Source organism: Pseudomonas fluorescens, assembly GCF_002022275.1.
Lineage (GTDB): Bacteria > Pseudomonadota > Gammaproteobacteria > Pseudomonadales > Pseudomonadaceae > Aquipseudomonas > Aquipseudomonas fluorescens_AJ.
This window is the reverse complement of sequence record NZ_MSDF01000010.1, coordinates 42,795-57,528: the sequence shown is the minus strand read 5'-3', so window position 1 is coordinate 57,528 and position 14,734 is coordinate 42,795. Positions and strand designations below refer to the sequence as shown.

The 14,734-nt window shown below is 59.0% G+C and carries 15 protein-coding genes; 10 read left to right on the top strand and 5 right to left on the bottom strand.

Going from position 1 to position 14,734, the window contains the following annotated elements; translation table 11 throughout:
• Window positions 1-57: 57 nt before the first annotated feature.
• Both argJ and BFW87_RS05125 read left to right on the top strand, forming a co-directional pair.
• Window positions 58-1,275, top strand: coding sequence for a bifunctional glutamate N-acetyltransferase/amino-acid acetyltransferase ArgJ (gene argJ / locus BFW87_RS05130; RefSeq protein WP_078738875.1), 1,218 nt, complete (start codon window positions 58-60; stop codon window positions 1,273-1,275).
• Between the two features lie 20 nt (window positions 1,276-1,295).
• Entirely contained in the window at window positions 1,296-2,240 is a 945-nt protein-coding gene (locus BFW87_RS05125) for a Nudix family hydrolase (protein ID WP_078738874.1), read from the top strand.
• A gap of 118 nt (window positions 2,241-2,358) precedes the next feature.
• Here the strand turns inward: BFW87_RS05125 and BFW87_RS05120 are convergent, their stop codons facing one another.
• Genes BFW87_RS05120 through BFW87_RS05110 form a run of 3 tightly spaced genes read right to left on the bottom strand, consistent with a single transcriptional unit; the run spans window position 2,359 to window position 5,940 of the window.
• Window positions 2,359-2,937, bottom strand: a complete 579-nt coding sequence (locus BFW87_RS05120) for a cob(I)yrinic acid a,c-diamide adenosyltransferase (protein WP_078738873.1) — start codon at window positions 2,935-2,937, stop codon at window positions 2,359-2,361.
• A 2-nt stretch (window positions 2,938-2,939) separates the two neighbouring features.
• Window positions 2,940-4,976: a sensor histidine kinase gene (locus BFW87_RS05115; protein ID WP_078738872.1), complete on the bottom strand. Its 2,037-nt coding sequence runs from the start codon at window positions 4,974-4,976 to the stop codon at window positions 2,940-2,942.
• A gap of 46 nt (window positions 4,977-5,022) precedes the next feature.
• On the bottom strand, window positions 5,023-5,940 hold the full coding sequence (locus tag BFW87_RS05110; RefSeq protein WP_078738871.1) for a putative 2-dehydropantoate 2-reductase: 918 nt from the start codon (window positions 5,938-5,940) through the stop codon (window positions 5,023-5,025).
• 123 nt (window positions 5,941-6,063) lie between these two features.
• Between BFW87_RS05110 and BFW87_RS05105 the strand changes: the two genes are divergently transcribed.
• The gene (locus BFW87_RS05105; protein ID WP_076017433.1) at window positions 6,064-6,549 is read left to right on the top strand and encodes a YajQ family cyclic di-GMP-binding protein; all 486 of its coding nucleotides are present in this window, start codon (window positions 6,064-6,066) and stop codon (window positions 6,547-6,549) included.
• Window positions 6,550-6,685: 136 nt separating this feature from the next.
• The gene (locus tag BFW87_RS05100; RefSeq protein ID WP_078738870.1) at window positions 6,686-7,528 is read left to right on the top strand and encodes a mechanosensitive ion channel family protein; all 843 of its coding nucleotides are present in this window, start codon (window positions 6,686-6,688) and stop codon (window positions 7,526-7,528) included.
• Between the two features lie 191 nt (window positions 7,529-7,719).
• Here the strand turns inward: BFW87_RS05100 and BFW87_RS05095 are convergent, their stop codons facing one another.
• Window positions 7,720-8,991: an OprD family porin gene (locus BFW87_RS05095; RefSeq protein ID WP_078738869.1), complete on the bottom strand. Its 1,272-nt coding sequence runs from the start codon at window positions 8,989-8,991 to the stop codon at window positions 7,720-7,722.
• Window positions 8,992-9,723: 732 nt separating this feature from the next.
• On the opposite strand from BFW87_RS05095, the gene BFW87_RS05090 reads away from it, so the two are divergent.
• Together BFW87_RS05090 and BFW87_RS05085 are read left to right on the top strand one after the other, a co-directional pair.
• Window positions 9,724-10,149 carry an HIT domain-containing protein gene (locus tag BFW87_RS05090; protein WP_078738868.1) on the top strand — a complete coding sequence of 142 codons (426 nt, stop codon included), beginning with the start codon at window positions 9,724-9,726 and terminating at the stop codon, window positions 10,147-10,149.
• Window positions 10,150-10,152: 3 nt separating this feature from the next.
• A complete protein-coding gene (locus BFW87_RS05085) occupies window positions 10,153-10,359 on the top strand; it encodes a SlyX family protein (RefSeq protein WP_024077152.1) in 207 nt (68 codons plus the stop codon).
• Window positions 10,360-10,420: 61 nt separating this feature from the next.
• On the opposite strand, the gene BFW87_RS32445 is transcribed toward BFW87_RS05085, so the two are convergent.
• Window positions 10,421-11,023 (bottom strand): cold-shock protein, encoded by a 603-nt coding sequence (locus BFW87_RS32445; RefSeq protein WP_003193875.1) that lies wholly within the window; start codon window positions 11,021-11,023, stop codon window positions 10,421-10,423.
• A 407-nt stretch (window positions 11,024-11,430) separates the two neighbouring features.
• Between BFW87_RS32445 and BFW87_RS05075 the strand changes: the two genes are divergently transcribed.
• The 4 genes from BFW87_RS05075 (at window position 11,431) to aspS (ending at window position 14,689) form a co-directional block, all read left to right on the top strand.
• On the top strand, window positions 11,431-11,904 hold the full coding sequence (locus BFW87_RS05075) for a Dps family protein (protein ID WP_003193874.1): 474 nt from the start codon (window positions 11,431-11,433) through the stop codon (window positions 11,902-11,904).
• Between the two features lie 181 nt (window positions 11,905-12,085).
• Window positions 12,086-12,418, top strand: a complete 333-nt coding sequence (locus BFW87_RS05070) for a ribbon-helix-helix domain-containing protein (protein ID WP_078738867.1) — start codon at window positions 12,086-12,088, stop codon at window positions 12,416-12,418.
• Between the two features lie 166 nt (window positions 12,419-12,584).
• A complete protein-coding gene (locus BFW87_RS05065; RefSeq protein WP_010208103.1) occupies window positions 12,585-12,806 on the top strand; it encodes an FmdB family zinc ribbon protein in 222 nt (73 codons plus the stop codon).
• Between the two features lie 107 nt (window positions 12,807-12,913).
• A complete protein-coding gene (gene aspS, locus BFW87_RS05060) occupies window positions 12,914-14,689 on the top strand; it encodes an aspartate--tRNA ligase (protein WP_078738866.1) in 1,776 nt (591 codons plus the stop codon).
• The last annotated feature ends 45 nt before the right edge of the window (window positions 14,690-14,734 follow it).

Below are 14,734 nucleotides of genomic sequence, written 5' to 3'. Positions count from 1 at the left end.
TAATTTCACCGTCGCTTACGACGGCACAGACATCACCTATTTTTAAGGAGCGCATTCATGGCTGTTGGTCTTGGTCCTTTGCCCACATTGCACCCGGTTGCCGGTTTTGAACTCGGTATCGCTTCGGCCGGCATCAAGCGTCCTGGGCGCAAAGATGTGGTGGTGATGCGCTGTGCCGAAGGCTCGACCGTCGCCGGTGTGTTCACCCTCAATGCGTTCTGCGCAGCGCCGGTGATCCTGGCCAAGCAACGAGTGGCCGGCAACATCCGTTACCTGCTGACCAACACCGGTAATGCCAACGCCGGCACCGGCGAGCCGGGCCTGGTGGCGGCTGCGCGTACCTGCGCCAAGCTCGCCCAGATTGCCGGGGTTGATGCCAGCCAGGTGCTGCCGTACTCCACCGGCGTCATCGGTGAGCCGCTGCCGGTCGAAAAAATCGAAGGCGCCATGCAAGCCGCGCTGGATGACCTGTCTGTGGATAACTGGGCAGCGGCCGCCACCGGCATCATGACCACCGACACCTTGCCAAAGGGCGCGAGCCGTCAGTTTGTGCACGATGGCGTAACCGTGACCGTGACCGGTATCAGCAAAGGCGCGGGCATGATCCGCCCGAACATGGCGACCATGCTCGGCTACATCGCCACCGACGCCAAAGTCTCCCGCGACGTGCTGCACAGCCTGATCCTGGACGGCGCCAACAAGTCGTTCAACCGCATCACCATCGATGGCGACACCTCGACCAACGACTGCTGCATGCTGATCGCCACCGGCCAGGCCGACTTGCCGGAAATCACCTCGGCCAGCGGCCCGCTGTTCACTGCGTTGAAGCAGGCGGTGTTTGAAGTGTGCATGGACGTGGCCCAGGCCATCGTGCGTGACGGCGAAGGCGCGACCAAGTTTGTCACCGTTGAAGTCAATGGCGGCGGCAACCACCAGGAATGCCTGGACGTGGGCTACACCGTGGCTCACTCGCCGCTGATCAAGACTGCGTTGTTCGCCTCCGACCCGAACTGGGGCCGTATCCTGGCAGCCGTTGGCCGTGCGGGTGTGCCGGATCTGGACGTGAGCAAAATTGACGTGTTCCTGGGTGATGTGTGCATCGCCAGCCGTGGCGCCCGTGCTGAAACCTACACCGAAGCCCAGGGCTCGGCGGTGATGCAGCAGGAAGAAATCACCATCCGCATCGAGCTGGGTCGCGGCGCATGCAGCGAAACCATCTGGACCACCGACCTGTCCCACGAGTACGTGAAGATCAACGCGGAATACCGTACCTGATAGCAGAGAGGATAAGCGCGGTGAAACGAGTGCATGTAGCAGCAGCGGTGATCCGCGGCGTTGACGGCAGGATACTGCTGGCGCGCCGCGCCGATACTCAGCACCAGGGCGGCCTGTGGGAGTTTCCCGGCGGAAAAGTGGAGGCCGATGAATCGGTCGCTACGGCCTTGTCCCGCGAATTGCAGGAAGAGTTGGGTATTCAGGTCACCACGGCGCGGCCATTGATCAAGGTGCAACATGACTACCCGGACAAGCAGGTGTTGCTGGACGTCTGGGAAGTTTCGGCCTTTTCCGGTGAACCCCAGGGTGTCGAAGGGCAGCCGCTGGAATGGGTCGCGCCTCGGGATCTGATCAACTACGAGTTCCCGGCGGCCAATGCCCCGATTGTGGCGGCCGCGCGTTTACCTGCCGAGTACCTGATTACGCCGGGCGAACTGGAAACGCCGACACTGTTGCGCGGTATCCAGAAAGCCATTGCCGGTGGCATCAAGCTGGTTCAACTGCGTGCGCCCAACGGTTATGACCCCAAATACCGTGACCTGGCGGTGGACGCGGCAGGGCTGTGCGCGGGCAAGGCGCAACTGATGCTCAAGGGGCCATTTGAATGGTTGGGGGATTTTCCTTCAGCCGGCTGGCACATGACGTCGGCGCAACTGCGTAAATACGCAAGCAAGGGCCGGCCGCTGCCGAAGGATCGCTGGCTGGCGGCGTCGTGTCATAACGCCGAAGAGCTGGCGCTGGCAGAAATGATGGACGTGGATTTTGTCACGCTGTCGCCGGTGCAGCCGACCCAGACGCATCCGGATGCTCAGCCGTTGGGCTGGGAGCAGGCGGCGGAGTTGATCCAGGGCTTCAGCAAGCCGGTGTTTTTGCTGGGCGGGGTTGGGCCTGCCGAGCGGGAGAAGGCTTGGGAGGCTGGGGCTCAGGGTGTGGCGGGGATTCGGGCGTTTTGGCCTGAGGTTTGATGCGATCGTTCCTACGCTCCGCGTGGGAATGCCTCTTGTGACGCTCTGCGTCACGCTTCGGGACGCGGAGCGTCCTGGGCTGCATTCCCACGCGGAGCGTGGGAACGATCTATAAACATCAGTGGGGCTTAGCCGCCGCCTGCCACAGCACTTCCGCGACTCCTTGACGCTTGGCAATCACCCTGGCCGCCACAAACAACAAATCCGACAACCGGTTGATATACGAAAGCCCCACGCCTTCCAGCGGCTCCACCGCATTCAACTGCTGACACCGCCGCTCCGCACCTCGCGCCAGGCTGCGGCACACATGAGCTTGGGCGATCAGCGCCGAGCCACCGGGCAATATGAAGTTCTCTAGCGGCCCGACTTCTTCGTTCCAGCGGTCAATCACCGCTTCCAGCCGATCGACTTCCGCCGCATTCAGCGCTTTGTACACCGGCATCGCCAGCTCTCCGCCGAGGTCAAACAGCCGATGCTGGCAGGGTGTGAGCACCTCGATGACATCCTTCAATTCCGGATGCTGGCCGCTTTGTTCTTCCAGGTTGGCCAACAGCAAACCCAGCTGGCTGTTCAGCGTGTCGACTTCGCCTATGGCTTCCACACGCGGGTGGTCCTTGGGCACGCGGCGGCCGTCGCCCAGGCCGGTCTCGCCCTTGTCGCCGGTACGGGTGTAGATCTTCGACAGGCGAAAGCCCATGGTCATTGCTCCAGTCTGGTGAGTTCGTGGGAGGGTAATTGGCTGCCGGCCAAGGGCAGGCGCAGGGTGAAGCAGGTGCCCTGGCCGACGGTGGAGTGCACCTCCATCTGGCCCTTATGGTTGTTGGTAATGATGAAATACGACACTGACAGCCCGAGCCCGGTGCCCTGGCCGATTTCCTTGGTGGTGAAGAACGGCTCGAAGGTGCGTTTGCGCACGTTCTCGCTCATGCCGATGCCGTTGTCTTCCACCTGGATCTCCGCCCATGGCGGGTTCAGGCGGGTGCGCAGAATGATGCGCCCCGGCTCGCTGTCGTCTTCACGCAGGTGGATCGCCTGGGCGGCGTTTTTCAGCAGGTTGAGCAACACTTGCTCAAGCTCGTTGGCGGTGCCGGGCACCGGGCCCAGTTGTGGGTCGAACTGACGGATGATCGCCTGGCCCTTGAAGTCGAAGCCGATGGTCAGGTCAAAGTCGTTACCGGCAATGTCTACTGCCTGATCGATCAGCGCCGGCAAATCACAGGGCGCCATCTGGCGATTGCTCAGGCGGCTGAAACTGAGCATATGGGTGACGATCTTCGCCGCACGCGCACCGGCCTGTTGAATGCCGTCGAGCAGTTGTGGCACTTCGCGGCCTTGCAGGTAACGGTTGACGGTGTCCAGCTCGATGCCCGCCTGTTCGGCGTGCTCCAGGTTCTTCGGCAGGTCGGGCGACAGGCGGCGGCGGATGTTCTGCACGTTATGCAGGATCGCTCCCAGCGGATTGTTGATTTCATGGGCCATGCCCGCAGCGAGGCCGCCGACGGAGAGCATTTTCTCCGACTGCACCATCATTTCTTCCAGGGACAGGCGCTGAGTGATGTCGTCGATCCGGATTACCACGCCGCGCCCGGCGCCGCCCATCAACGGGTAAAAGGTCAGGGCGTAATGCTTGGCCTCATCGCCCTTGATCCAAGTCACGCGCTCAATCCGTTCCACCGTGTGTTGCTCCACTGTGGCCTTGATTTGCGGCAGGTACGGCTTGAGCGGCTGGAACGCGAGGAAGATCGGCTGGTTCAGCGCCTCATCCAGGCGTGTGCCGGAAAGTGCGCTGGCTTCCTGGTTCCATTGGGTTACGTAGAGCTGTTCGTCCAGGGCGATCAGCGCCGAGGGCATGGAGTCGATGATGCTGTTCAGGTAGTTCTGAAAACCCGTGAGTTTCTTCTCGATCTTGCTGCGAACCTGCACTTCCAGTTCCAGCTTGCGGTTAGTGTGGCGGGTTTCTTCGGCCAACCCCTGAGCCTGATCATAGGCGGCTTGGGAATCATCGCGCGCGCGTTTGAGCTGTTGCTCGCGGGCCTCGATACGCGACAACATGGTGTTGAAGGCTTCCGCCAGGCTGCCGATTTCATCATGGTTGCCCCGGCGGGCGCGCAGGGCGTAGTTCTCTTCGCGGGTCACTTGCCGCGAGAGCTCTTCGAGTTCGTGGATCGGGCGGGTGATCAGGCGTTTGATCTGCCGGGCGATGACCAGCCACAGCAACACACTGAAAATCAGAATACCCAGGCTGGCCGTCAGCGTGCCGGTGTAGAACGCTACCGGCAACTCACTGCTGGCGACCAACAGCAAGTGCCCGGAAGGCTGGCCGTTGCGGGGCAGGGTGATGACCTGGTTGCTGCGAAACTCGGTAATGCGCCAGGCTTCGATATGCCGGTAGTTGTCCGGCAGGTGCAGGCGGTTGCCGTGTTGCATCTGCGCCAGGCGGTTGCCATCACCGTCGTAAAGCGCGGCGGCGCGCAACGGCGAGTAGCTGGTCAGTTCATTGAGCAGCGCTTCGGCTTTGGCAGGCGACTCGATGGCGTCGGCGGCCAGCGAGGGGTTGGATACCAGCCGGCCAATGGCCTGCAACGCCTGAGGCGCCATGCTCTCCTGGGAGATCCAGTACGCGGCGCTGATAAACGTCAGGTTGGCTACCAATAATACGGTGGTCAACAACACCAGCAAGGCGGCCAGCAATTTCTGCCCTACCGGTAGGTTTTCAAGACGCTGGCGCAGTGGCATCAGGGTTTTTCCAGGTGATAGACAGGTAGGCAGGGTAGCGCGTGCCTCAGTTGCTGGCCAATCCGTGTGCAGCCAGATAGTCGACCAGTCGCGTTTGCACTTGTTGCAGATGAGGCAGGACCAATTGATGACGAGCCGCCGCCTGACAGGCATAACCGAGCAAATAGCTGATTTCGGTGCGCCGCGCGTTGGCCACGTCCTGATACATCGAGGAATAGTTGGCGGCAGTGGCCTGGATCACCCGTTGCACTTCGCCATGCAAACCTTCTGCGGCGGCCGGTTGGCCGCAGCATTCGAGGAGTTCGGCCAGCTCGGCGCACAGGGTGGCGACTTCACATTGATGGTCTTGCAAACCGCCGTTGCGGCATTGATACAGCACCGTCAGCGGGTTGATTGCGCAATTCAGCGCCAGCTTTCGCCACAGGCGCGTGAGTATGTTTGTGCTCCATTCGTGAGGAATGCCGGCAGCGTGCAGGTCATCCAGCCACAGCGGCGCAGTAGGGTGGGCGGCGTCGCCCAGCCAGGTGTAGCCATGGCCGGCAAACACCACGCGCCAATCGCCGTCGCGAAATGCACCTTCGGTGCTGGAGGCAAAGATGCAGCGGGCCTGGGGCAGTTGGGCGGCGACCGCGTCTTGGCTGCCGAGGCCGTTTTGCAGCAGGACCAGTTCGGCGTTTGGCACCAGGCGATGTTGCAGCTGTGCGATAGCGCTTTGCACATCGTAGGCTTTGCACGCCACCAACAGGCGATGAATCGGCTCGGAGCTGTCAGCCGTTTCGCCGGGTACGCGGTAAGTCTGTTCTACACCGTGCTCCACCAGCGTCAGCCCGGCACCGGCTTGATAGCTTGCCAGGCGCGCGGCATCGCGCAGGATCAACCGCACGGGCGCACCGCTGCGCGCCAGACGGGTCGCCCAGAGTGTGCCCAGGCTGCCAGCGCCGAGAATGTGCCAGGGGGTCGACATCAGTTTGTGCTCCGTAAGGTCGCTCAGAGTGAACGGGGCGAAAGAACCGCTATAATGCCTCGGCATTTTAGCTCGGGCGCGCTCCATCTCTACTGAGCCCGCCCCTTATATTGGAGAAATGACATGCCTTCGTTCGACGTGGTATCCGAACTGGACAAACACGAAGTCACCAACGCCGTCGAGAACGCCGTCAAGGAACTGGACCGTCGCTATGACTTGAAAGGCAAGGGCAGCTTCGAATTCAAGGAAAAGGACCTGACCGTCAACCTGACCGCGGAAGCCGATTTCCAGCTGGAAGCGATGATCGAGATCCTCAAGCTGTCCCTGGTCAAGCGCAAGATCGACGCGCAATGCCTGGAAATCAAGGATGCCTACGCCTCCGGCAAGCTGATGAAGCAGGAAGCCGTGCTCAAGGAAGGCATCGACAAGGAGCTGGCGAAGAAAATCGTTGCTCACGTCAAGGATGCCAAGCTCAAAGTCCAGGCTTCCATTCAGGGCGAACAAGTGCGCATCACCGGCAAGAAGCGTGACGACTTGCAAGAGGCGATCGCGGCCCTGCGCGCCAAGACCTTCGACATGCCATTGCAGTTCAATAACTTCCGCGACTGATGGCACTTTGGGGAACCCGCCGGCGTTTTTGACGTCCCACGCCCCAGAGTTTGTGCCTACACTTGAGCCCTCCGGGGCTCATTTGCGTTTTTAGGCAGTCAATAAAGCCGCACATCCGCGCAACAGGAGAAGATAGATGGATTTGAATGCTGAAATGGATCACCTGATCAAGACCTCCGAGTCTTGGCTCCCGATGATCATGGAATATGGCAGCCGGTTTTTGCTGGCAGTGGTCACCCTGGCCATCGGTTGGTGGCTGATCAACGTGTTGACCCACCGAGTCGGGCGTTTGCTGGCGCTGCGCAATGCAGACCTGGCGCTGCAACACTTCATCACCAGCCTTGCCAACATCGCGCTCAAAGTCATGCTGGTCGTCAACGTGGCTTCGATGATCGGCGTGGCCACCACCTCGTTCGTAGCCGCCATTGGTGCCGCGACTCTGGCCATCGGCCTGGCATTGCAAGGCAGCCTGGCGAACTTCGCCGGTGGTGTACTGATTCTGTTGTTCCGCCCTTTCCGCATCGGTGACTGGATCGAAGCCCAGGGCACGTCCGGTACGGTCGACAGCATCCAGATCTTCCACACCGTGTTGCGCACCGGTGACAACAAGACCGTGATCATCCCCAACGGCAGCCTGTCCAACGGCCTGATCACCAACACCAACCGTCAGCCGACCCGCAAGGTGGTGTTTGACGTGGGTGTCGACTACGAAGCCGACCTGCAGAAAGCCCGTGAAGTGTTGTTGGAACTGGCGAAAGACCCGCGAGTGCTGGCTGACCCGGCGGCAGTGGCAGTGGTTTCAACGTTGGGCGACAGTTCCATCACCGTTTCCCTGCGCTGCTGGACCAAGACAGCGGATTATTGGGACGTGGTGTTCATGCTCAATGAATTGGCACGTGATCGCTTGAAAGCGGCGGGAATCGATATTCCATTTCCGCAGCGGGTTATTCGAGTGATGCAGGAAAGTGTTACGAAGTAACTAAGTCAAAGGCTGTCGAACTTGGCTGATGGGTCAGGTTCGATAGCAGAAGTTCAAGCTCGATAGTTAGCTTGCTAGTTATTTCTTCAATGAAATAACGCGGTAATAAAAAAGCCGCTCCCTTGTGAATAAGGGAGCGGCTTTTTATTTAAGGCGTGAGCCTTAAGCCATCGTTGTAATCAAACTGCTAATTACAAGATGTTCAGCGGGTATTGCGCGATCAGACGCAGTTCGTCGATCGACGCCGAACCGTAGTACACGCCGTCAGACGAACGATAGGTCGCTTGACGTACGCGCAGGCTCAGGTCTTTGGCTGGGCCGCTCTGGATCACGTATTTGGCTTCGATATCGCGTTCCCACTCTTTGCCGTTCGAGGTTTCGCCAGTGTTGGCGCCGGTACCTTTAACGTAGCGAGTCATGAAGCTCAGGCCTGGCACGCCGAAGGTGGCCATGTTCAGGTCGTAGCGAGCCTGGAACGATTTCTCGTCTTCAGCGTTGAAGTCGGAACGGGCGATGGAGTTGGCCAGGAAAATCGTGCCGCCGCCGTCTACGCCGTAGCCGTAGTCACCGTCACCGCTAACCTTTTGGTAGGCCAGGGTGAATGTGTGAGCCTGGATGGTGTACGCACCTTGCAAGCTGTACGCACGGTTATCCAGTTTGGTGGTGCCGTCTTTTTCTGCGCGTTGCAGGCCGGCGCCATCGCTCTTGGTGCTGTAGATGTTGAAGTCAACGGCCAGGGACTGCTCGTTGCTCAGCGCGTGAGTCCAGTTCAGGTTGGCGTAGGTTTTCTTCCAGTAGTCTTCAGTCTTCGCGTAGTACAGGCTGGCGCTGACTTCCGGCGTCAGGGCGTAGACACCACCGATGAAGTCGGTTTTGGTCAGGCCAAGGCTGTCACGGAAGGTCTGGTTCTGTGCCACGCTCGAAGTGAAGTGACCGCCTTCGAGTTTCAGGCCCTTGATTTCGTTGCTGGTGATCGAGATACCTTGCGGCAGCTCTGGCAGCAAACGGCTGTCATCGGAGGCAAATACCGGTGCGGTGGTGTATTGGTCGCCGATTTTCAGCACGGTATCGGAAAAACGGAACTTAACAGCGCCGCCGCCTTTGGAGTAGTCGTCTTGCGAGCGACCGTCAGAACCGGTAGGGAACAGGCCAGTGCCCGAGCGGCCCTTGCCACTGTCCAGTTTCACGCCCAGCAGGCCGATGACATCAACACCGACACCGATGGTGCCTTGGGTGTAGCCCGATTGGAACAAACCATTGAAGCCCAGGCCGGTTTCATTGACACGGCTTTTGCCTGTGTCGTTGTTACGGAAGTCGCGGCCAAAGTTCAGCAGGCGAGTGTTGATGCTGAAAGTGCTGTCTTCAACAAAGCCCTTGGAATCGTCCTGGGCGGACGCCATTGCGTACTGCGAAACGCCGGCTGAAACAGCCAGTGCGATCATGCTCCACTTCATCACGCGCATCGTGATTTGCTCCTTTGGTTTTAGGAAGAGTACTGCCGTCCCACCTGTATTTTTATCTGGGCGGCTCTTTCTTTATTGTGTCGGCGCAAAGTTATATCACGCAGACTCTATTGACGATACTTACCCATCTTTCCTTTCAGCTTCTTTACGAGGCTGTCGTAAATTGCTAGATCCGTGTCGCAAATTCACAGCCCGAGTGTATCCGGGCTGACAACTTCAATGCTGTTTTCAAACCCCTTTCAAAGTTTGAACTCTTCCTTGATACACATCGAAACGCTACTGTTTTTTATCGCGAAACACCTGCTTCCAAACGGGTGCCGTTGCCGACGATACGAGTGTTAATGCAACAAGCGTGCACAAAGCGGTAACCGAATGTCATTTTTTCGTGAAAAACGTTACGGCCGTGTAAAAACCGCATAAGCACGGGCTTTTTGCGCCGTTTGGTTTGGGTTTGGCGCCAGGGTTTTACGCCTCTGCGTTGATACACAAACCAGCTGACGGATCAAAACGTTACCGGTTCACACTCCTCAGTGGGTAATTTGAGGCACAGGTGGGTCATTTTGGTGCGTGCCGTTGAGGCCCGGTTTAGCGTAGCTCAAATATTTAATTGCCTCGAAAAGGTGCGTGTTTTTTTGCTGGATGGCTCGAGGGCCGCCCGCAATGGTCGTGAAGCCGCACGCATTCAAAGGTATGCTGGGCGCCTGAAATTGACTTGCCGACCGGAGTGCCCACGTGTTCGCTTTAGATCAACGCCTGCAACAAGACACACTGGCCATTGGGGACTTCCCGCTCTGCCGCCTGTTGCTGTCCAATGATTCAAATTATCCGTGGTTCATCCTGGTGCCGCGCATCGACGGTATCAGCGAAGTGTTTCAACTGGATGTCGCCGATCAGCACACGCTGTGGCAGGAGACGACGGCACTCGCGCAGTGGCTTAACGAGGGGTTGGGTGCCGACAAGATGAACATTGGGGCGCTGGGTAACGTCGTCAGCCAATTGCACGTGCATGTGATTGTGCGTAAACGCGATGACGCCGCTTGGCCAGCACCGGTCTGGGGCAAACACCCGGCACAGCCTTATACGCAGGAGCAAGTGGCGGCTATTCGCGCTCGACTGCGCACGTTATTGCCCGCCGACTTCATCTTTACCCAGGACTGAACCATGGATTTGCAAGACCGCGTCACTGACCTGGAAAGCCGCCTCGCATTCCAGGACGACACCATCGAAACCCTCAATGACATCCTCGTCACCCAGCAGCGTGCGGTTGAACGCCTGCAATTGCAGATGGCCGCTTTGCTCAAGCGCCAGGAAGAGATGGGTGGCCAGTTCGAAACCTCCGAAGAAGAAGCACCGCCGCCTCACTATTAACAGCGGGCATAAAAAAACCGCGACCCGGCACTGCCGGATCGCGGTTTTTTTTACGCCGAAATCAGCGACGCGGCAGTGCCGCAATCACATCTTCGGCTTGCAGGCCTTTGTCACGGTTCATGACGGAGAACTCCACGCGCTGGCCTTCGACCAGAACGCGATGGCCTTCGCCACGGATGGCCCGGAAGTGGACGAAAATATCGTCGCCCGAATCGCGGGAAATAAAGCCGAAGCCTTTGGAGGTGTTGAACCACTTGACGGTACCGGTATCCCGGTTGGTCATGTCGTAGTTTTGCGACGCGGCCGCAGGGGACGAACGGTAGAAGCTGATGGCCAGGTGAAGAACGATGGCGACCACAGCAATCACCAGGCTGAGCAGGATGGCCGGGTGGCCGCCCACTTCAGGCATAGGTGCCAGGAGGGTGAGGGTTTGAACGACAACAGTCAGCACCAGCAGCGCGCTGACCAGGTTTTGCAGTTGATGACGCGTGCCTTTGTTCCAGTAAGGGATCACCGGTGCGAGCGTCAGGTTAAGAAGGCCGAACAAGGCCAGGTACAGAGCGTCGTGTTGTTCCAGATACGGCAGGCTTTCAGGCTGCAGGCTCGGGATAAAGGACAGCAGCAAAGCTGCAACGCCCGTTAGCAGGTGGACGATTTTCAACATTTTGATTAACTCACGTTAAGACGGATCACAAGGAAGAGCTGACTGGCACGGTTCGCTTCAGAACAATGGGAGGCGTTGAGCACGTGCGCGGGGTATCAGCCTATGGGGTGTGCCGCAGACATTAACGGCAACCACACCGCGCCTATTTAACAGCAAAGGCTGTGCCTACTCAAATCAAGCATTTCGGGGTGTTGCGAGGGGCAGGGCATTTCTGCGTCAAACGCTTGTCCTAGACAGGTGCAGGTATTTCGGGCGAGCTTTTCAGAGGTTTCCTGCCTCGTTCATGGCCGCAGAGGGACGATTTGCCGCACGCCACCTGGGTGGGTGTGGCTGCACATAGCCGGCACTCTTGCTAGAGTGGTTCAGCACCTGATCAATGAAATGCTCATCAATTGAAGGGGAAAAACATGGCAATCGATATTGGTATCAGTGAAGAAGACCGTAAATCCATCGTCGACGGACTTTCACGCCTGCTGTCCGATACCTATGTGCTGTATCTGAAGACCCACAATTTCCATTGGAACGTCACAGGCCCCATGTTTCGTACGCTGCACTTGATGTTTGAAGAGCAGTACAACGAGCTGGCGCTGGCGGTGGACTCCATCGCCGAGCGTATCCGCGCCCTTGGTTTCCCGGCGCCGGGTGCCTATTCGATCTACGCCCGTTTGTCTTCCATCAAGGAAGAAGAGGGTGTGCCGAGCGCTGAAGAGATGATCAAGCAACTGGTGGCCGGTCAGGAAGCCGTGACGCGCACCGCGCGCGGTATCTTCCCCTTGCTCGACAAGGTCAGCGATGAGCCGACCGCCGACTTGCTGACCCAGCGCATGCAGGTTCACGAAAAAACCGCGTGGATGCTGCGTTCCTTGCTCGAAAACCAGTAACCACCCCCGCGCAGTGGCGCCGTCCTGGCGCCGCTCGCTCGTTTCCCCGCATTTCCTGGCGTTGTCCTACGACTTTCCAATACCCGTCTTCTGGTTGCTCCGCGCGTCCTGCTGTTTTATAGGCTCACTGCCTAATGGGAGAAGCCCATGGGCTGCTGTTTGGCAATGGAGTGTCAGGTGTATGTCACGCGCAGTGGGTAATGGAGTGATGGAAATCGGTGGTTTTCATAAGATAAAAGTCGATCCCTTTGCGAAAGGGTTCGATATGGGGTTGGCCAAGCCATTGTCCCGGTCAGTCAGGCTCAACGGCTTTTCCACCTGCCTGCGGCTGGAACAGATCTATTGGAATATCCTCACGGAGATCGCCATGATCAATGCCTGTTCAGTCAGTGCATTGCTGTCTTATGTCGATCGCGAAGTGCATTTGCGCTATGGCGGCGTGAAGAACTTCAGTGGGTTGGTCAGGGTGGTGTGTGTGGTTCATGTATTAAAAGGCCGCACGAGTCCCGAATGATCCAGTGGCTCGGTAGCCGGCCCGCCGTCAAGGCTGGCTGGCCTCCGGGCAGAAAGCCGGCTGCACTGCCTCGATTTACCAGATATAATCCCGCGCTTTGCTGTGCGTGCCGGGTCTGTAACCGAAGGGCACGGCGCGGTAACGACCTGATCGCCGAGACATCTCCATGCCCATGTACGACTATCAATGCGCTTCCTGTGGTCATCAGTTGGAAGCCATTCAGAAGATCAGCGCAGCGCCGCTGGTCGATTGCCCCGCCTGCCAGGCGCCTGAGCTGAAGAAGATGTTGTCCATGCCGGGCTTTCGCCTGAGCGGCAGTGGCTGGTACGAGACCGACTTCAAGACCGGCTCGAAGAAGAACCTGGCGGGCGGCGACAAAGCAGACTGAGTTGAACTCTACGCGCAGGCTCCTGCATTATCCGTCCCCTGCTTTAATGTACGGTGACGAGGCAGGCCTCCACCGAATTTCGAATTACGAGAAGTGAAACCACTACCATGATGCGCAGCCACTATTGCGGCCAACTGAACGAGACCCTGGAAGGTCAGGAAATCACTCTTTGCGGATGGGTTCACCGTCGCCGCGACCACGGCGGGGTGATCTTCCTCGATATCCGTGATCGTGATGGTCTGGCCCAGGTGGTGTTCGACCCGGACCGCGCCGAGAGCTTCGCCGCCGCCGACCGCGTGCGCAGCGAGTACGTCGTGAAAATCACCGGCAAGGTGCGCCTGCGCCCGGCCGGCGCCGTGAACAAGAACATGGCGTCCGGCGGCATTGAAGTGCTGGGTTACGAGCTGGAAGTGCTGAACGAGTCGGAAACCCCGCCGTTCCCGCTGAACGAATACTCCGACGTCGGCGAAGAAACTCGCCTGCGCTACCGCTTCCTGGACCTGCGTCGTCCGGAAATGGCCGAGAAGCTGCGCCTGCGTTCGCGCATGACCACCAGCATCCGCCGCTTCCTCGATGAAAACGGCTTCCTGGACGTGGAAACGCCGATCCTGACCCGGGCCACCCCGGAAGGCGCGCGTGACTACCTGGTGCCGAGCCGCACCCACGCCGGCTCGTTCTTCGCCCTGCCGCAATCGCCGCAGCTGTTCAAGCAACTGTTGATGGTGGCCGGCTTCGACCGTTACTACCAGATCGCCAAGTGCTTCCGTGATGAAGACTTGCGCGCTGACCGTCAGCCTGAATTCACCCAGATCGACATCGAAACCAGCTTCCTCGATGAAAAAGAGATCATGGGCCTGACCGAGCAGATGATCCGCAACCTGTTCAAGGAAGTGCTGGACCTGGAATTCGGCGAGTTCCCGCACATGACCTTCGAAGAAGCCATGCGCCGCTACGGTTCCGACAAGCCAGACCTGCGTAACCCGCTGGAACTGGTGGACGTGGCCGATCAGCTCAAAGAAGTCGACTTCAAGGTGTTCAGCGGCCCGGCCAACGACCCCAAGTGCCGCATTGCCGCCCTGCGCGTGCCTGGCGGCGCGAGCATGCCGCGCAAGCAAATCGACGACTACACCAAGTTCGTCGGCATCTACGGTGCCAAGGGCCTGGCGTACATCAAGGTCAACGAGCGCGCCAACGGTGTTGACGGTCTGCAATCGCCGATCGTTAAAAACATCCCGCTGGACAACCTCAACGCGATCCTCGATCGCGTGGGTGCAGTCGATGGCGACATCGTGTTCTTCGGCGCCGACAAGTCCAAGATCGTCAGCGAAGCACTGGGTGCACTGCGCATCAAGCTGGGCCACGACCTGGACCTGCTGACCTGCAAGTGGGCTCCGATGTGGGTCGTCGACTTCCCGATGTTCGAAGAGAACGACGACGGCAGCTTCAGCGCCTTGCACCACCCGTTCACCGCGCCGAAGTGCACGCCTGCCGAGCTCGAAGCCAACCCGGCCGGCGCGCTGTCGCGTGCCTATGACATGGTCTTGAACGGCACCGAGCTGGGTGGCGGTTCGATCCGTATCCACCGCAAGGAAATGCAACAGTCGGTCTTCCGCCTGCTGGGCATCAACGAAGCGGAACAGGAAGAGAAGTTCGGCTTCCTGCTCGACGCCCTGAAATACGGCGCGCCGCCACACGGTGGCTTGGCTTTCGGTCTGGACCGTCTGGTGATGCTGATGACCGGCGCCCAGTCGATCCGTGAAGTGATCGCCTTCCCGAAAACCCAGAGTGCTGCGGACGTCATGACCCAGGCTCCGGGTGTGGTGGATGCCAAGGCACTGCGCGAACTGCACATCCGTCTGCGCGAGACGCCGAAGGCTGAGTAAGGCTGCTGCGTGAAAGCGCAATAAAGTGGTAGGCAGTCAAAAAGG

Excerpts from the sequence above, each read along its gene's own strand:
- BFW87_RS05100 (WP_078738870.1), top strand. The coding sequence starts at position 6,686 with ATGGATTTGAATGCTGAAATGGATCACCTGATCAAGACCTCCGAGTCT.
- BFW87_RS32445 (WP_003193875.1), bottom strand. The coding sequence starts at position 11,023 with ATGTTGAAAATCGTCCACCTGCTAACGGGCGTTGCAGCTTTGCTGCTG.
- aspS (WP_078738866.1), top strand. The coding sequence starts at position 12,914 with ATGATGCGCAGCCACTATTGCGGCCAACTGAACGAGACCCTGGAAGGT.
- BFW87_RS05075 (WP_003193874.1), top strand. The coding sequence starts at position 11,431 with ATGGCAATCGATATTGGTATCAGTGAAGAAGACCGTAAATCCATCGTC.
- BFW87_RS05105 (WP_076017433.1), top strand. The coding sequence starts at position 6,064 with ATGCCTTCGTTCGACGTGGTATCCGAACTGGACAAACACGAAGTCACC.
- BFW87_RS05120 (WP_078738873.1), bottom strand. The coding sequence starts at position 2,937 with ATGGGCTTTCGCCTGTCGAAGATCTACACCCGTACCGGCGACAAGGGC.
- BFW87_RS05095 (WP_078738869.1), bottom strand. The coding sequence starts at position 8,991 with ATGCGCGTGATGAAGTGGAGCATGATCGCACTGGCTGTTTCAGCCGGC.
- BFW87_RS05070 (WP_078738867.1), top strand. The coding sequence starts at position 12,086 with ATGTCACGCGCAGTGGGTAATGGAGTGATGGAAATCGGTGGTTTTCAT.
- BFW87_RS05110 (WP_078738871.1), bottom strand. The coding sequence starts at position 5,940 with ATGTCGACCCCCTGGCACATTCTCGGCGCTGGCAGCCTGGGCACACTC.
- argJ (WP_078738875.1), top strand. The coding sequence starts at position 58 with ATGGCTGTTGGTCTTGGTCCTTTGCCCACATTGCACCCGGTTGCCGGT.
- BFW87_RS05085 (WP_024077152.1), top strand. The coding sequence starts at position 10,153 with ATGGATTTGCAAGACCGCGTCACTGACCTGGAAAGCCGCCTCGCATTC.
- BFW87_RS05115 (WP_078738872.1), bottom strand. The coding sequence starts at position 4,976 with ATGCCACTGCGCCAGCGTCTTGAAAACCTACCGGTAGGGCAGAAATTG.
- BFW87_RS05065 (WP_010208103.1), top strand. The coding sequence starts at position 12,585 with ATGCCCATGTACGACTATCAATGCGCTTCCTGTGGTCATCAGTTGGAA.